Annotated in this window: 16 protein-coding genes; 14 read left to right on the top strand and 2 right to left on the bottom strand. The window is 38.3% G+C overall.

The window, feature by feature from the left end:
• The first annotated feature begins 124 nt into the window (after window positions 1-124).
• From HMPREF2810_RS06115 to ybaK, 5 genes are all read left to right on the top strand, one after another.
• Window positions 125-343, top strand: coding sequence for a YneF family protein (locus HMPREF2810_RS06115; RefSeq protein ID WP_002357397.1), 219 nt, complete (start codon window positions 125-127; stop codon window positions 341-343).
• A 196-nt stretch (window positions 344-539) separates the two neighbouring features.
• Window positions 540-2,291, top strand: a complete 1,752-nt coding sequence (locus tag HMPREF2810_RS06120) for an ABC transporter ATP-binding protein (protein WP_010715251.1) — start codon at window positions 540-542, stop codon at window positions 2,289-2,291.
• Window positions 2,291-4,075 carry an ABC transporter ATP-binding protein gene (locus tag HMPREF2810_RS06125; protein WP_002374713.1) on the top strand — a complete coding sequence of 595 codons (1,785 nt, stop codon included), beginning with the start codon at window positions 2,291-2,293 and terminating at the stop codon, window positions 4,073-4,075. The genes HMPREF2810_RS06120 and HMPREF2810_RS06125 overlap by 1 nt, the downstream gene beginning before the upstream one ends.
• Window positions 4,076-4,230: 155 nt before the next feature.
• Window positions 4,231-4,992 (top strand): type I 3-dehydroquinate dehydratase, encoded by a 762-nt coding sequence (gene aroD / locus HMPREF2810_RS06130; RefSeq protein ID WP_010715250.1) that lies wholly within the window; start codon window positions 4,231-4,233, stop codon window positions 4,990-4,992.
• Window positions 4,989-5,504 carry a Cys-tRNA(Pro) deacylase gene (ybaK, locus tag HMPREF2810_RS06135; protein ID WP_002420138.1) on the top strand — a complete coding sequence of 172 codons (516 nt, stop codon included), beginning with the start codon at window positions 4,989-4,991 and terminating at the stop codon, window positions 5,502-5,504. Before aroD ends, ybaK begins: the two co-directional genes overlap by 4 nt.
• A gap of 130 nt (window positions 5,505-5,634) precedes the next feature.
• Here ybaK and HMPREF2810_RS06140 read toward each other — a convergent pair whose 3' ends face one another.
• Complete coding sequence (locus HMPREF2810_RS06140; RefSeq protein ID WP_002379500.1) at window positions 5,635-6,042, bottom strand: ribonuclease HI family protein; 408 nt, start codon at window positions 6,040-6,042, stop codon at window positions 5,635-5,637.
• A 100-nt stretch (window positions 6,043-6,142) separates the two neighbouring features.
• On the opposite strand from HMPREF2810_RS06140, the gene HMPREF2810_RS06145 reads away from it, so the two are divergent.
• Window positions 6,143-6,604, top strand: a complete 462-nt coding sequence (locus HMPREF2810_RS06145) for an EbsA family protein (protein WP_002366775.1) — start codon at window positions 6,143-6,145, stop codon at window positions 6,602-6,604.
• A 104-nt stretch (window positions 6,605-6,708) separates the two neighbouring features.
• On the opposite strand, the gene HMPREF2810_RS06150 is transcribed toward HMPREF2810_RS06145, so the two are convergent.
• Window positions 6,709-6,915, bottom strand: a complete 207-nt coding sequence (locus HMPREF2810_RS06150) for a cold-shock protein (protein WP_002357404.1) — start codon at window positions 6,913-6,915, stop codon at window positions 6,709-6,711.
• A gap of 178 nt (window positions 6,916-7,093) precedes the next feature.
• On the opposite strand from HMPREF2810_RS06150, the gene HMPREF2810_RS06155 reads away from it, so the two are divergent.
• The 8 genes from HMPREF2810_RS06155 to HMPREF2810_RS06190 all read left to right on the top strand — a co-directional run bounded on the left by HMPREF2810_RS06155 (window position 7,094) and on the right by HMPREF2810_RS06190 (window position 15,354).
• Entirely contained in the window at window positions 7,094-8,764 is a 1,671-nt protein-coding gene (locus HMPREF2810_RS06155) for a formate--tetrahydrofolate ligase (protein WP_010715249.1), read from the top strand.
• A gap of 104 nt (window positions 8,765-8,868) precedes the next feature.
• Window positions 8,869-9,573, top strand: a complete 705-nt coding sequence (locus HMPREF2810_RS06160) for a CBS domain-containing protein (RefSeq protein ID WP_002360173.1) — start codon at window positions 8,869-8,871, stop codon at window positions 9,571-9,573.
• 5 nt (window positions 9,574-9,578) lie between these two features.
• Window positions 9,579-10,055 (top strand): signal peptidase II, encoded by a 477-nt coding sequence (gene lspA, locus HMPREF2810_RS06165; protein WP_002360174.1) that lies wholly within the window; start codon window positions 9,579-9,581, stop codon window positions 10,053-10,055.
• Complete coding sequence (locus HMPREF2810_RS06170; protein ID WP_002371061.1) at window positions 10,042-10,947, top strand: RluA family pseudouridine synthase; 906 nt, start codon at window positions 10,042-10,044, stop codon at window positions 10,945-10,947. Before lspA ends, HMPREF2810_RS06170 begins: the two co-directional genes overlap by 14 nt.
• A 338-nt stretch (window positions 10,948-11,285) precedes the next feature.
• A complete protein-coding gene (gene pyrR / locus HMPREF2810_RS06175; RefSeq protein ID WP_301280621.1) occupies window positions 11,286-11,825 on the top strand; it encodes a bifunctional pyr operon transcriptional regulator/uracil phosphoribosyltransferase PyrR in 540 nt (179 codons plus the stop codon).
• Window positions 11,826-11,841: 16 nt separating this feature from the next.
• Window positions 11,842-13,122, top strand: coding sequence for a solute carrier family 23 protein (locus HMPREF2810_RS06180; RefSeq protein WP_002357410.1), 1,281 nt, complete (start codon window positions 11,842-11,844; stop codon window positions 13,120-13,122).
• 13 nt (window positions 13,123-13,135) lie between these two features.
• Window positions 13,136-14,062: an aspartate carbamoyltransferase catalytic subunit gene (locus HMPREF2810_RS06185; RefSeq protein WP_002357411.1), complete on the top strand. Its 927-nt coding sequence runs from the start codon at window positions 13,136-13,138 to the stop codon at window positions 14,060-14,062.
• Between the two features lie 8 nt (window positions 14,063-14,070).
• Window positions 14,071-15,354, top strand: a complete 1,284-nt coding sequence (locus HMPREF2810_RS06190) for a dihydroorotase (protein ID WP_010715248.1) — start codon at window positions 14,071-14,073, stop codon at window positions 15,352-15,354.
• Window position 15,355: the final 1 nt, after the last annotated feature.

Below are 15,355 nucleotides of genomic sequence, written 5' to 3' on the forward strand. Positions count from 1 at the left end.
TGCAAAAAAATCAGACTTTTTTCATTATTTAAGAGAAATCCCGCAAAAAGAACTTTTCTTTTTTTGCTATTTCTAGTAAAATAATTCATTGAGAGCAAAACTATACGGAGAGGAGAGAGTTTCAATGGCAACAGGTTGGGTAGTATTAATCGCAGTAATCGCTTTATTAGTAGGCGCTGCAGGGGGCTTTTTCCTTGCACGCAAATATATGCAAGATTATTTCAAAAAAAATCCTCCCGTTAATGAGGATATGTTACGCATGATGATGGCATCAATGGGTCAAAAACCGTCAGAGAAAAAGGTTAGACAAATGATGCAACAAATGAAAAACCAAGGAAAATAGTAAAGGTTATTCAGGTAATCATGAATAAGTGTAAAAACGGGCTGATTTTCAGTCCGTTTTTTTGTTGTTTTGCGGGAGAATAGGATAATCTAGGAGGAAAAGAGCGAAACGTTTAATCAAAAACAACAATAACGAAGAAACCTTCTAGCTCGAAAGTAGTCTTCGTAGAACAACAAAGTAAAGGAGGGACAACTGAATGTCCATATTCAAAAAATTAGGCTGGTTTTTTAAGCAAGAGAAAAAAAGTTATATTATTGGGGTTTTCTCATTAATGATGATCGCTCTTGTTCAATTAGTCCCGCCCAAAGTTATTGGCGTCGTTGTAGATGAAATCGTTAACAAAGAAATTCGCTTAACGAAAATTATCGTATGGGTTGCACTCTTGATTGGTGCTGGGCTTGCCCAATATCTTTTTCGCTATATTTGGCGGATGCATATTTGGGGGAGTGCCGCTCGTTTGGAAAAAGAGCTACGGACTCAATTATTTCATCATTTCACAAAAATGGATAGCATCTTTTATCAGAAATATCGGACAGGTGACTTGATGGCGCATGCAACCAATGATTTAAATGCCATCCAAAATGTGGCTGGAGCTGGGATTTTAACATTTGCTGACTCTGTGATTACGGGAGGAACAACGATTATCGCAATGGTTCTATTTGTCGATTGGCGCTTAACATTAATTGCTTTATTACCGCTGCCTTTATTAGCGGTCACCTCACGAGTTCTAGGTTCTAAGTTGCATGATGCCTTTCGAGATTCACAAGCTGCTTTTTCAGCGATTAATGATAAAACACAAGAAAGTATTACTGGAATTAAAGTCATTAAAACATTTGGGCAAGAACAAGAAGATCTTGCTGATTTTACAGAGAAAATTGATGATGCTATCGTCAAAAATAAACGAACGAACTTTTTAGATGCACTATTTGATCCGTTTATTACGCTGATTATTGGTGTTTCTTATGTTTTGACAATTATTATTGGTGGTCGTTTCATCATGGAAGGAACGATTAGTTTAGGTCAGTTGGTCTCTTTCATTGCCTATATTGGGATGCTAGTTTGGCCAATGTTTGCGATTGGGCGCTTATTTAATGTGTTAGAACGTGGGAATGCTAGTTACGATCGTGTGAACGAATTATTACATGAAAAAACGCATATTATCGAACGAAAAGATGCCATCAAAACAATGGCCCAAGGGACAATTTCAATGAAGATTGATTCTTTTTCTTATCCAAAAGAAGAGACGGTGGCGTTGGAAAATATCCAATTTTCGTTGCAAGAAGGAGAAACCTTGGGGATTGTTGGCAAAACAGGCGCTGGAAAAACCACTATTTTGAAATTGTTGATGCGTGAATATGACCAATACCAAGGAACGATTTTCTTTGGAAAACATAACATTAAAAATTACACATTAGATGCATTGATGGGTGCAATGGGGTACGTGCCACAGGACCATTTTCTCTTTTCCATGACGGTACGAGATAACATTCGTTTTGCTAAACCACACTTGGAACAAGCAGCAGTTGAACAAGCGGCAGCATTAGCATTTATTAACCAAGAAATTAAAGCATTCCCTGAAGGCTATGACACAATGGTTGGGGAACGTGGCGTTTCGCTTTCTGGCGGACAAAAACAACGGATTTCTATTGCACGGGCCTTGATTGTTGAACCAGAATTGTTAATTTTAGACGATGCCTTATCTGCAGTCGATGCGAAGACTGAAGAGGCGATTTTATCAAATCTAAAAGAAACGCGCCAAGAAAAAACCACTATCATTACAGCGCATCGTTTAAGTAGTGTCATGCATGCCAAAGAAATCTTAGTGTTGGATGAAGGGAAAATTATTGAACGGGGGACGCATCAAGAGTTACTGGCTCAGAAGGGTTGGTATCAGCGGATGTGGGAAAAACAGCAATTAGAAGCGAAAATTGAAGGGAGTGAGAGTTAATGGAAGAAAAGTATCAATCCGAATGGTCCAGAGAGTTACCGCTGAAAGAACAATTAACGATTGTTCAGCGTTTGTTTCGTTTTGCCAAACCGTTTCGACGCATGTTTTACACAGCTATTCTCTTTGCATTTGGCTTATCAATTATCAATATTCTTTTGCCTAGAGTCATTCAAGTTTTTATGGATAATTATTTAACGCCTAAAACTGCTACAATGCAAGTGATTCTAACTTTTGCTGCTATTTATTTTTTTGGTGTCATTGTCAAAAGTATTGTTTGGTTTTTCCAATGGTATTTGTATTCGATGGCTTCTTTAAAAACGTATCAATATATACGAGTGAAATTATTTGAAAAATTACACACTTTAGGTATGCGTTATTTTGATCAAACACCAGCGGGTTCGACGGTGTCTCGTGTTACAAATGACACAGAAACATTGTTTGAATTCTGGTATGTATTCTTAATGGTGATTACAGGAATTTTTGCCGTAATCTCGTCATTTTTTGCAATGTTTCAACTCAGTCCAGAAATTTCATTTTATTGTCTAATTTTCTTGCCAATTTTATTAGTTGTAATTTGGTATTACCAAAAATTTAGTTCAAAATTATATCGCAGTATGCGGGAAAAATTAAGTCAATTAAACACCAAACTAAATGAATACATCTCTGGTATGCAAATCATTCAACAATTTCGCCAAGAAAAGCGTTTGGAAAAAGAATTTGAGGAAACCAATGATGATTATTTAAAAACACGAGTAGCAATGATTCGTATGAATTCATTATTATTAAGTCCCATCATTAATTTGTTGTATACATTGGCGATTGCATTGGCCTTAACTATGTTTGGCATCGATGCTTTACATTCACCTGTTGAAGCGGGGATGATTTATGCTTTTGTAACGTATGTCCAAGCTTTTTTTAATCCGATGACACAAATGATGGACTTCCTAAGTATCTTTACAGATGGGATTGTCGCAGGTAGTCGTATTTTAAAAATTATGGATACGGAAGAATTAACGCCGCAACAATCAGTAGGAGCGAATGGGGAAATTATTCGCGGGAAAATTGAATTTCGCAATGTTACTTTTTCTTATGACGGCAAAAACGAAGTATTGAAAAATATTAGCTTTGTCGCAAATCCCGGGGAAACCGTCGCTTTAGTCGGTCATACAGGAAGTGGTAAAAGTTCAATTATTAATGTACTCATGCGTTTCTATGAATTTTATGAAGGGCAGATTTTAATTGATGATCGTGACATTCGTGATTTTCCCATGACAGAATTACGGGAAAAGATGGGCTTGGTATTACAGGACGCTTTCATGTTTTATGGAGATATTGCTGGAAATATCCGTTTACTGAATCCCAATATTACAGATGAACAAATTAAACAGGCAGCGGAATTTGTTCAGGCGGATAAATTTATTCACACGTTACCCAATACCTATCATGCGAAAGTCATTGAACGAGGAGCGAGTTATTCTAGCGGACAACGTCAATTAATTTCGTTTGCACGAACGATTGTGACTGATCCCAAAATTTTAGTTTTAGATGAAGCAACCGCTAATATTGATACAGAAACAGAAGGATTGATTCAAGAAGGATTAGCCAAAATGCGTCAAGGGAGAACGACAATTGCGATTGCGCATCGCCTTTCGACGATTCGTGACGCAAACTTGATTTTAGTTTTAGACAAAGGGCAGATTGTAGAACGAGGAACGCACGAAACGTTACTGGCAGAAGGTGGCCTTTATGCGGATATGTATCAGTTACAAAGTACGGAAGTTTAACGTAACAACTGAAAGAGTTAAATAACCTAAACAAAGGCATTTAGTGTTAGGAAATTCCTAATTCTAGGTGTCTTTGTAGCTCTTTAAATTGCAAAAAAGAATAGAAATGGTATGATATGAAGAGAGAAAAACAAACGAGGAAGTTAGGTGGAACTGTGAAGCCAGTTATAGTCAAAAATGTGCGAATAGGTGAAGGGAATCCCAAAATTGTGGTGCCCATTGTTGCTCCAACAGCCGAGGATATTTTGGCCGAAGCAACGGCGAGCCAAACACTAGATTGTGATTTGGTAGAATGGCGTTTAGACTATTATGAAAATGTCGCTGATTTTTCCGATGTATGTAATCTTTCACAACAAGTAATGGAACGGTTGGGGCAAAAACCGTTATTGTTAACTTTTCGTACACAAAAAGAAGGCGGCGAAATGGCTTTTTCCGAGGAAAATTATTTTGCTTTGTATCATGAATTAGTGAAAAAGGGTGCGTTGGATTTATTAGATATTGAATTATTTGCGAATCCGCTGGCGGCAGATACGTTAATTCACGAAGCTAAAAAGGCGGGGATTAAAATTGTTCTCTGTAATCACGACTTTCAGAAAACACCGTCGCAAGAGGAGATTGTCGCGCGGTTACGCCAAATGCAAATGCGTCAGGCGGATATTTGTAAAATAGCTGTGATGCCACAAGATGCGACAGATGTACTTACGTTACTTTCAGCAACCAATGAAATGTACACCCATTATGCATCCGTCCCAATCGTTACTATGTCAATGGGACAGTTAGGGATGATTAGTCGCGTAACAGGTCAACTGTTCGGGTCGGCACTAACTTTTGGCTCAGCCCAGCAAGCGTCTGCACCAGGCCAACTATCCGTACAAGTATTAAGAAATTATTTAAAGATATTCGAACAAAACAAGTGATTCAGAAGGTGAAAAAAGTGGCAAAGAAAAAAACACAACAAAAAACGAATGCGATGCGCATGGTAGAACAACATAAAGTACCATATAAAGAATATGAATTCGCTTGGAGTGAAGATCATTTAAGTGCAGAAAGTGTCGCTGAAAGTTTAGGTATTGAAAAAGGACGAATTTTTAAAACCTTGGTTACAGTAGGTAATAAAACAGGTCCAGTGGTGGCTGTCATTCCTGGTAATCAAGAATTAGATTTGAAAAAATTAGCGAAAGCTAGTGGCAACAAAAAGGTAGAAATGCTTCACTTAAAAGATTTAGAAGCAACCACAGGCTATATTCGTGGTGGCTGTTCACCAATTGGGATGAAAAAACAATTTCCCACCTATTTGGCTGAAGAAGCTCAACAATATTCTGCAATTATTGTTTCTGCAGGCAAACGTGGCATGCAAATTGAATTAGCGCCGGAAGCAATCCTTTCGCTAACCAATGGACAATTTGCGGAAATAACGACAGAAGAATAAGTGGGCTATAAGAAGAAGTCGAGACAGAACCGTTTATCTGTTTTTAAACGTGGAGCAAAAATCTCTAGTGTTTTTTGCTCCACGTGTTTAATTATCAAATTAATAAAGGAAAAGCATTAAGTAAACAGTGCTACTTTTTATTGGGATAAAATTTTTGTAATGCTTGCCGTGCGAGCATATCGGCCGCTTTGTTTTGACTTTCAGGTAGCCATTTGATTAAGAGCAATGGGAAATTCTTTTCTAGTTGTTGATATTCTGCTAAATAAGGCTGGTACTTTTCATTTTTAGCATAGTTTTTTTCAATTGTTTGAACAACAATTTTACTATCTGAGTGGAGAAGAACGGTTTGTTGATTGTCTTCATTGGTAATCGCTTGTTTTAAAGCTTCAATCAGCACTTTAAATTCAGCTTCGTGATTACTAACAATACCTAAAGGCACATGCAATTGTTGCCGCGATTGGTCGGTGAGGTAAACGATACCGCCGCCAGATTCACCTGGATTGCCTTTAGTTGCAGCATCTACATAAATTCTTAACATAAAATTACTCCTAATTTCTTTTTGTTCTTAAAAAAAGTATGTTACTATTATAACATATTTAAATTTAGCGGCGTTGATCCAGAAGTAGTGAGGGCACTTTATGAAAAAACAGAAATTTTATTGGCAGCCAGAATTAGCATCAACAATTATTTACTGGTCTTGCACATTTTGTATATTATTTATTAGTTTAATTTTAGCATTGGAAAATAATGGTCCTTACTTGATTAGTAATCTGGTGATGGTTCCATTTTTTGTGTTTGCTTATCTAGGAATTGCGCGGTCTTTTAACCTGACAGAAACATCTTTAATTGTTAGAGATGTTTTATGGTTTCGTAAAAAAGCACTTCCGCTTTCTCAGATAGAAAAAGTAACCTACAATGAAAAAAGCATCGAAATTTTTTCCTCAGAATTTAAGGAAGGCTCAAAAGTCTTTTTAATGAAAAAGAAAACGATTCCGTTATTTCTTGAGGCACTTAAGGTAAAAAAGCCTGAATTGAAGGTAGCAGAAGATCATTCTTTGGGCCTTCATAAAAAAGAAGAAAAAAACAAGAGTGAGTCATAAGTCGAAACGACTGGTGACCCACTCTCAAAATCTTAAAATAATCAGCTGAAACAAACGCTACGTTTACTTACTTTTTGGAGCAAAGCGTTGTTGGTTCAGCTTTTTTAGTTATCTATTTTTTTGACATGTGCTGCTTGTAGCCCACGATTGCCTTCCATTATCTCGAACTCTACAGATTGATTCTCATCAAGTGATTTGAATCCGTCACCTTCTATAGCAGTGAAGTGGACAAAAATCTCATCTTCTTCGTTGTAAACGATAAAACCATAACCTTTTCTGTTATCGAACCATTTGACAATTCCTTTTTGCATCCAATTCACGCTCCTTTTAGATTTGTAAAGACACTTTCATTATACGAGAAAAGGCTACCAAACGTCAATGGTTGGGTTGTTTAAAAAAGGTTATTCTAGCCATTCTATTCAATACAAGCTATAATTTAAAAGAAACAATGTGTCACAAAGACGATAAAGAATTGAAAAGGGGTCCGTTATGAAGACAGATATTAACATTGCACAAGCAGCAACATTAAAACCTATTCAAGAGATTGCCGAAACAATCGGTCTTTCAGAAGATTCGCTCGAACTTTATGGAAAATACAAAGCGAAAATAGATTTTCCAACGCTTCAATCCTTAGAAGCGAAGCCAGAAGGTAAATTAATCCTCGTTACGTCGATTAATCCAACACCAGCAGGAGAAGGAAAATCAACCGTGACCATTGGTTTAGGAGATGCATTAAATCAAATCAATAAAAAAACAGTTATTGCCCTAAGAGAACCATCATTAGGTCCTGTGATGGGGATTAAAGGTGGCGCAACAGGTGGCGGTTACGCACAAGTATTACCAATGGAAGAAATCAATTTGCATTTTACTGGTGATATGCATGCGATTACGACAGCCAATAATGCCTTAGCTGCGTTACTAGATAATCATTTACAGCAAGGAAATGAATTAAAGATTGATTCTCGGCGGGTGATTTGGAAACGGGCAGTGGATCTAAATGATCGTGCGCTCAGACAGGTCGTTGTTGGTTTAGGCGGTCCTTTCCAAGGTGTACCAAGAGAAGACGGTTTCGATATTACTGTGGCGAGCGAAATTATGGCGATTCTTTGTTTAGCGCAAAATTTAACGGACTTAAAAGAACGCTTAAGTCGGATTATTGTCGCCTATAATGACCAAAGAGAGCCGGTGACGGTTAAAGATTTAAACGTGGCAGGTGCCCTGACTTTATTATTAAAAGACGCCTTAAAACCTAATTTAGTTCAAACGATTGAAGGAACTCCAGCTTTTGTTCACGGTGGTCCTTTTGCCAATATCGCTCATGGATGTAACAGTATTTTAGCGACAAAAACGGCTTTGCATCTAGGGGATTATGTCGTAACAGAAGCAGGTTTTGGTGGCGACTTAGGTGGCGAAAAATTTTTAGATATTAAAGTACCTTCTTTAGGAAAAGCACCAGATGCCGTTGTGATTGTGGCAACGATTCGCGCGCTGAAAATGCATGGCGGTTTGGCGAAAGATCAGTTAGCAGAAGAAAATTTACCAGCGTTACAAAAAGGCTTTGCCAACTTAGAAAAACATATTCAAAACATGCAACGTTATGATGTACCAGTAGTTGTTGCAATTAATGAGTTTACACAGGATACAGAGAAGGAAATTCAACTGTTGAAAGAAGCCTGCCAAACGTTAGGCGTGCCCGTCGAGTTAACAAGTGTTTGGGCGCAAGGTGGCGCAGGTGGCACGAATCTAGCGAAAACAGTAGTAGCAGAGATTGAAGCCAATACAAAACAGTTTCAACCTTTATATAACCCTCGCCAAACAATTGAAGAAAAAATTCAAGCCATTGTACAAACGATTTACGGCGGGGAACAGGCGATTTTTTCTCCGAAAGCACAAAAACAAATCGCAGATTTTACAAAAAATGGTTGGGATCAATTACCAATTTGCATGGCGAAGACACAGTATTCACTTTCTGACGATCCTCAAAAACTAGGACGGCCAGAAGGATTTACGATTACGATTCGTGAGCTAGTTCCAAAAATCGGTGCAGGGTTTATCGTGGCGTTAACGGGTGACATTTTAACGATGCCTGGCTTGCCGAAAGTTCCTGCTGCGTTAAATATGGATGTGGACGAAACGGGTCAAGCGAGCGGTCTCTTTTAAAGCCGCTCTTTCCTGAGACCTATTTTTAGTATATACTTGAAAGTAGCTCAATAAAAAATAATGACGGAAATTTATTGCGTAGTTTACTATAAGGAGCAACGACTATGGGGGAACGAGCAGATACATTTTTAGCACACTTTAATCGCATTGAAAAGTGGATGAGAGAGAGACTGAACAATCCTGTCAACATGGGATTCAGTGAAATGACAAGACGTCTTTCCCGAAAAGAAAAAGGACAGATTGCTCAATTTGAAGAGGATTTGCTTCAAATGGCTCAGTTAAGAAATGCCATCGTTCATGAGCGAATTGCTGATGATTTTGTAATTGCAGAGCCAAACGAATGGGCAGTTCAACGAATTGAAACGATTGAACAAGCTTTAACAAAACCAGAAAAAGTAGTGCCTAAATTTGCGAAACGTGTTACAGCTTTTGAAATCACCACTTCTTTAGAAACGTTATTAACGATTATTGCAAAAAAACAATATTCCCAATTTCCGATTTATGAAAAAGGTGTATTTAAAGGATTAATCACGGTTCGAGGGATTGGTGTATGGTTTGCCATTGAGAGCACCAAAGGCGAAGTTCACATTGCCAACCGAACGGTGCGAGAATTGTTGGCATCAAATTATAAACGCAGCAACTATCAATTTGTTTCAATTGAAGCAACCGTTTTTGAAGTTGAACAAATGTTTCGGGAGCAGCCACGCTTAGAAGCTGTGCTTATTAGTAAAAGTGGCCATCCTAATGGTGAGTTAGTAGGCATTGTTCGACCAAGAGATTTAGCAAGTATTCATAGAGAAAAGGAATGACGCGATTGTTAGTAGTATATTTTTTAATCAGTGCCTTATTAGTAGGGCTTGACCAATGGAGCAAATATTTGACGGTCCAAAACATTTCTTTGGGTGAAACAAAAGAATTCATTCCTGGATTTTTGTCGCTGACCCATTTAAGAAATACCGGAGCCGCTTGGAGCTTATTAGAAGGAAAGATGATATTCTTTTATGTCATCACAGTAATTGTTAGTGTCGTGATTATTTATTTATTAATTAAGAATTATAAAAAAAGTATCTGGTATTCTGTAGGTTTATCTTTTGTCTTAGCAGGTGCCATTGGAAATTTTATTGATCGTGTACGTTTAGGCTACGTGGTGGACATGCTCCAAACGGATTTTATGAATTTTCCTATTTTTAATGTTGCAGATAGTACGTTAGTGGTCGGCGTTATTTGTATATTTATTTATTTGATTTTAGATGAAAAAGCAGCAAAGGAAGGCAAAAATGGAACAAATTAACGTAACGATTCAAACAGAAAAAGGCCGGATTGACAAAGTATTAAGTGAACATTTACCCAATCATTCTCGCTCGCAAATTCAACAATGGTTAAAAGAAAAACACGTAACAGTTAACGGTGAAACGGTCCGCGCAAATTACAAAGTTACAGCAGGCGATGAAATTGTGGTAACAATTCCTGAACCAGAAGTTCTAGATATGGTAGCAGAGGATATTCCTTTGACCATTGTTTATGAAGACAATGATGTGATTGTCGTCAACAAACCTCAAGGCATGGTTGTTCATCCTTCGGCAGGGCACCCCAATGGTACATTAGTGAACGCGTTACTTCATCATGCGGATCACTTATCGGCGATAAATGATGTGGTGCGACCGGGAATTGTTCATCGAATTGATAAAGATACTTCGGGGCTATTGATGGTGGCTAAAAATGATCAAGCCCATGAATCATTAGCGAAACAGCTAAAAGAAAAAACATCGTTACGTAAATACGTTGCCTTGGTCCACGGTGTTATTCCTCACGATAAGGGAGAAATAAATGCACCTATTGGTCGTTCCAAGGTTGACCGCAAAATGCAAGCGGTCATTGAAGGCGGTAAAGAAGCAGTCACGCACTTTACTGTTTTAGAGCGTTTTGATGCATTTACCTTAGTTGAATTACAACTAGAAACAGGCCGGACACATCAAATCCGTGTTCACATGAAATATATCGGTTATCCATTAGCTGGAGATCCGTTATATGGACCGAAAAAAACATTGCCTGGCAATGGGCAATTTTTACATGCGAAGTTATTAGGCTTTACACATCCTACTACAGGTGAACAATTAGTTTTTGAAGCACCTTTACCAGAAGTTTTTGAAAAAACTTTACACCAATTAAGAAATAATCATTGATTTTTTTCTGAAGAAGAGGTAAACTCTTTTTTAAGAAGAAAAATAACTAAATAACTGTAACCTTTAAGTTTAGTCCCGTGAGGCTAAGAAGGAATCATGCAAAAGAACACTAGGTGCGCTTAGTTAGTAAGTTGTGTGGGCTACATGGTACCCTTGTACCTTTTTAAACTGTAACCAACATCCTCCTATCCTCATACGGGTAGGAGGATTTTTTGTTGGAAAAAATAACAGGACAATTTCAATAAAAACCCACTTATTTTTCAGCTGCTCAATTGAAGGAAGAATCGCTGACCCCAAGACAGCGAGGGCGTAGATAAAAAAGAAATGAGGAGGAAATTATTATGCCAAAGAAAGAAGTTGTTGACGCAGTCACAATGAAACGAGCGCTTACTCGAATCTCGTATGAAATTATTGAAAGAAACAAAGGAATTCAAGACATTGTTTTAGTAGGAATTAAAACGCGTGGGATATACATTGCACAACGTCTAGCCGAACGCTTAAAACAATTGGAAGATATTGACGTGCCAGTTGGTGAATTAGATATTACTTTGTATCGTGATGATGTGAAAGATATGGAGGAACCTGAATTACATTCTTCTGACGTACCAGTCTCAATTGAAGGTAAAGAAGTTATTTTAGTGGATGATGTCTTGTACACTGGCCGGACCATTCGTGCTGCGATGGACGCTGTTATGGATTTAGGCCGTCCGAGAAAAATCTCTTTAGCAGTCTTAGTAGATCGTGGGCATCGGGAATTACCGATTCGTGCCGATTATGTAGGAAAAAATATTCCAACATCAAAAACTGAGGAAATTATTGTGGAAATGGAAGAGCGTGACGGCGCAGATCGTATTATGATCAGTAAAGGAAACGAATAAAAAGGAGTGAACAACGTTGTCAGAAAAAGAATTTCGAAATGAGGATGCAGTCTTAGATATTAAAGACAGACCGCAAGCTTTTCACTGGGTTGGCCTAAGTTTACAACATTTATTTACGATGTTTGGCGCAACGGTTTTAGTACCAATCTTAGTGGGAATTGACCCAGGGATTGCGTTAGTCAGTTCAGGATTAGGAACAATGGTCTATCTGATTACTACAAAAGGAAAAATCCCCGCCTATCTTGGCAGTAGCTTTGCTTTTATTGCAGCGATGCAGATGTTAATGAAGAGTGATGGTTATCCAGCCATTGCTCAAGGTGCTATGACAACCGGCTTGGTATACCTAATCGTTTCATTAATCATTAAAAAAATTGGTTCTGACTGGTTGGATAAAATTTTACCGCCTATCGTTGTAGGACCTGTCGTGATGGTTATCGGTTTAGGCTTGGCAGCTAATGCCGCAAATAACGCAATGTATAACAACAACGTTTATGATTTTAAATATATTGCCGTAGCCTTAATTACTTTAGGCTTAACCATTTTTTACAACATGTTTTTCAAAGGCTTCTTAGGATTAATTCCAATTCTTTTGGGAATTGTTAGTGGGTATCTAGTCGCTTTAGCTTTCGGAATTATTGACTTAACCCCTATTAAAGAAGCTGCTTGGTTTGCTTTACCGAATTTTGAAGTACCTTTTGTTCAATATGAACCGAAATTGTATTTAAATGCCATTACAACAATGGCACCAATTGCCTTTGTAACAATGACAGAACATATTGGTCATTTAATGGTCTTGAATAAATTAACCAAGCGCAACTTTTTCCAAGACCCAGGCTTATCTAAAACTTTAATGGGAGATGGCTTAGCGCAAATTGTAGCAGGTTTTGTTGGTGGACCGCCAGTTACAAGTTATGGTGAAAATATCGGCGTGTTGGCAATTACAAGAGTACACAGTGTCTTCGTGATTGGTGGAGCCGCGGTGTTCGCTGTAGCTTTAGGCTTTGTTGGAAAATTAAGTGCCTTGATTCTAAGTATCCCAGGACCAGTTATTTCAGGAATTAGTTTCGTCTTGTTCGGTGTGATTGCCGCAAGTGGTTTGAAAATCTTAATCGATAATAAGATTAATTTTGATAAGAAAAAGAATTTATTGATTGCTTCAGTAATTTTAGTCATCGGCATTGGTGGCTTAGTCTTCAAAGTAGGAACTTTTGAATTGTCTTCAATGGCATTAGCAACTGTCTTAGGAATTGTTTTGAATTTAATTTTACCGGAAAACGCACGTAGCGAAGAACAGTAGGAGGACTGGACGAATGATTATTACATCTGAACGAATTAGTTTAAAACATCTTTTAACTGCTGAGGCTTTAACCGACCGTGAAGTCATGGGGTTAATCCGTCGCGCAGGAGAATTTAAACAGGGGGCAAAATGGCACCCAGAAGAACGTCAATATTTTGCAACAAACTTGTTTTTTGAAAATAGTACTCGAACACATAAAAGTTTTGAGGTAGCTGAGAAAAAATTAGGCTTAGAAGTGATTGAGTTTGAAGCAAGTAGAAGTTCTGTTCAAAAAGGAGAAACGTTATACGACACAGTACTAACGATGTCGGCAATTGGTGTAGATGTAGCAGTCATTCGTCATGGTAAAGAAAATTATTACGATGAATTGATTCAAAGTAAAACGATTCAATGTTCTATTATTAACGGTGGGGACGGGAGTGGACAACACCCTACACAATGTTTATTGGATCTGATGACCATTTATGAAGAATTTGGTGGATTTGAAGGCTTGAAAGTGGCGATTGTGGGAGATATTACACATTCTCGCGTTGCTAAATCAAATATGCAGTTATTAAACCGTTTAGGCGCTGAAATTTATTTTTCAGGTCCAGAAGAGTGGTACGATCATCAGTTTGATGTCTATGGACAATATGTGCCGCTAGATGAAATTGTTGAAAAAGTCGATGTGATGATGTTGCTTCGCGTGCAACACGAACGTCATGATGGTAAGGAAAGTTTTTCAAAAGAAGGCTATCATTTGGAATATGGGTTAACCAACGAACGGGCAACTCGTTTACAGAAACACGCAATTATTATGCATCCAGCGCCAGTCAATCGGGATGTTGAACTGGCAGATGAATTAGTGGAAAGTCTGCAATCAAGAATCGTCGCGCAAATGAGTAACGGAGTCTTTATGCGCATGGCAATTTTAGAAGCAATTTTACATGGAAAGGCCTAGGTGGAGAAATGAAGACGTTAATTAAGAATGGAAAAATCATCAAAAAAGAGAATCAATTGATTGAGGCAGCACTTTGGCTAGAAAATGGTGTGATTCACGCAATCGGGGAATCGTTTGACGAAGCAGATTTTGAACAAGTTTTTGATGCGAAAGGGCAACTAATCACGCCAGGCTTGGTGGATGTGCATGTTCACTTTAGAGAACCAGGCTTTACGTATAAAGAAACGATTAAAACGGGTAGTAAAGCTGCTGCTCGCGGTGGTTTTACTACGGTTTGTGCAATGCCCAATCTGAATCCAGTACCAGATACGGCTGAAAAATTAAGTGAAGTTTACGATTTAATTCAAAAAGATGCAGTCGTGAAAGTTTTACAATATGCCCCCATTACAGAAGAGCTACGGAGTGAAGTTTTAACCAATCAGAAGGCCTTAAAAGAAGCGGGCGCCTTTGCATTTACAAATGATGGTGTTGGTGTCCAAACGGCAGGAACGATGTACTTAGCCATGAAAGAAGCGGCTGCATTAAATATGGCACTTGTTGCGCACACGGAAGATGAATCTTTATTATTTGGTGGTGTGATGCATGAAGGAGAAGTTTCTAAGAAATTAGGCCTACCAGGGATTTTAAGTGCAACGGAAGCTTCACAAATTGCACGGGATATTACTTTAGCAAAAGAAACAGGCGTTCATTATCATGTTTGTCATGTTTCAACAGAAGAAAGCGTGCGCGTTATTCGAGATGCTAAAAAAGCAGGGATTCACGTAACAGCCGAAGTTTCGCCGCACCATTTAATTTTAGTCGATGAGGATATTCCTGCTGACGAAGGGTTTTGGAAAATGAACCCACCATTACGTGGTTTAGCAGATCGACAAGCATTGATTGACGGCTTGTTAGATGGCACGATTGACTGTATTGCTACCGACCATGCGCCCCATGGTTTAGAAGAAAAACAACAATCATTTTTAAACGCACCTTTTGGCATTGTCGGTAGTGAAACGGCCTTCCAATTGATTTATACGAACTTTGTCGAAACAGGCATTTTCACATTAGAACAAGTAATTGATTGGATGGCAGTGAAACCGGCAGAAATTTTCGGATTAAACGCAGGAACACTAACAATTGGTGCACCAGCAGATATTGCAGTTTTTGACTTAGCAACAGCTGCACCAATTGATGCAGAAGCATTTGAATCAATGGCTGTCAATACACCATTTACAGGGTGGACAGTCAAAGGAAAGACACTTATGACATTTGTTGACGGAGCATTAGCTTGGTCGGAGGAGGCGCAGTAGG

The sequence above is a fragment of the Enterococcus sp. HMSC078F03 genome (assembly GCF_001811595.1).
GTDB classification, from domain to species: Bacteria; Bacillota; Bacilli; order Lactobacillales; family Enterococcaceae; genus Enterococcus; species Enterococcus faecalis.

What these genes read in the sequence shown, in the direction of transcription:
- HMPREF2810_RS06115 (WP_002357397.1), top strand. Translation starts at nt 125, where the DNA reads ATGGCAACAGGTTGGGTAGTATTAATCGCAGTAATCGCTTTATTAGTA.
- HMPREF2810_RS06120 (WP_010715251.1), top strand. Translation starts at nt 540, where the DNA reads ATGTCCATATTCAAAAAATTAGGCTGGTTTTTTAAGCAAGAGAAAAAA.
- HMPREF2810_RS06125 (WP_002374713.1), top strand. Translation starts at nt 2,291, where the DNA reads ATGGAAGAAAAGTATCAATCCGAATGGTCCAGAGAGTTACCGCTGAAA.
- HMPREF2810_RS06140 (WP_002379500.1), bottom strand. Translation starts at nt 6,042, where the DNA reads ATGTTAAGAATTTATGTAGATGCTGCAACTAAAGGCAATCCAGGTGAA.
- HMPREF2810_RS06145 (WP_002366775.1), top strand. Translation starts at nt 6,143, where the DNA reads ATGAAAAAACAGAAATTTTATTGGCAGCCAGAATTAGCATCAACAATT.
- HMPREF2810_RS06150 (WP_002357404.1), bottom strand. Translation starts at nt 6,915, where the DNA reads ATGCAAAAAGGAATTGTCAAATGGTTCGATAACAGAAAAGGTTATGGT.
- HMPREF2810_RS06155 (WP_010715249.1), top strand. Translation starts at nt 7,094, where the DNA reads ATGAAGACAGATATTAACATTGCACAAGCAGCAACATTAAAACCTATT.
- HMPREF2810_RS06160 (WP_002360173.1), top strand. Translation starts at nt 8,869, where the DNA reads ATGGGGGAACGAGCAGATACATTTTTAGCACACTTTAATCGCATTGAA.
- HMPREF2810_RS06170 (WP_002371061.1), top strand. Translation starts at nt 10,042, where the DNA reads ATGGAACAAATTAACGTAACGATTCAAACAGAAAAAGGCCGGATTGAC.
- HMPREF2810_RS06185 (WP_002357411.1), top strand. Translation starts at nt 13,136, where the DNA reads ATGATTATTACATCTGAACGAATTAGTTTAAAACATCTTTTAACTGCT.
- HMPREF2810_RS06190 (WP_010715248.1), top strand. Translation starts at nt 14,071, where the DNA reads ATGAAGACGTTAATTAAGAATGGAAAAATCATCAAAAAAGAGAATCAA.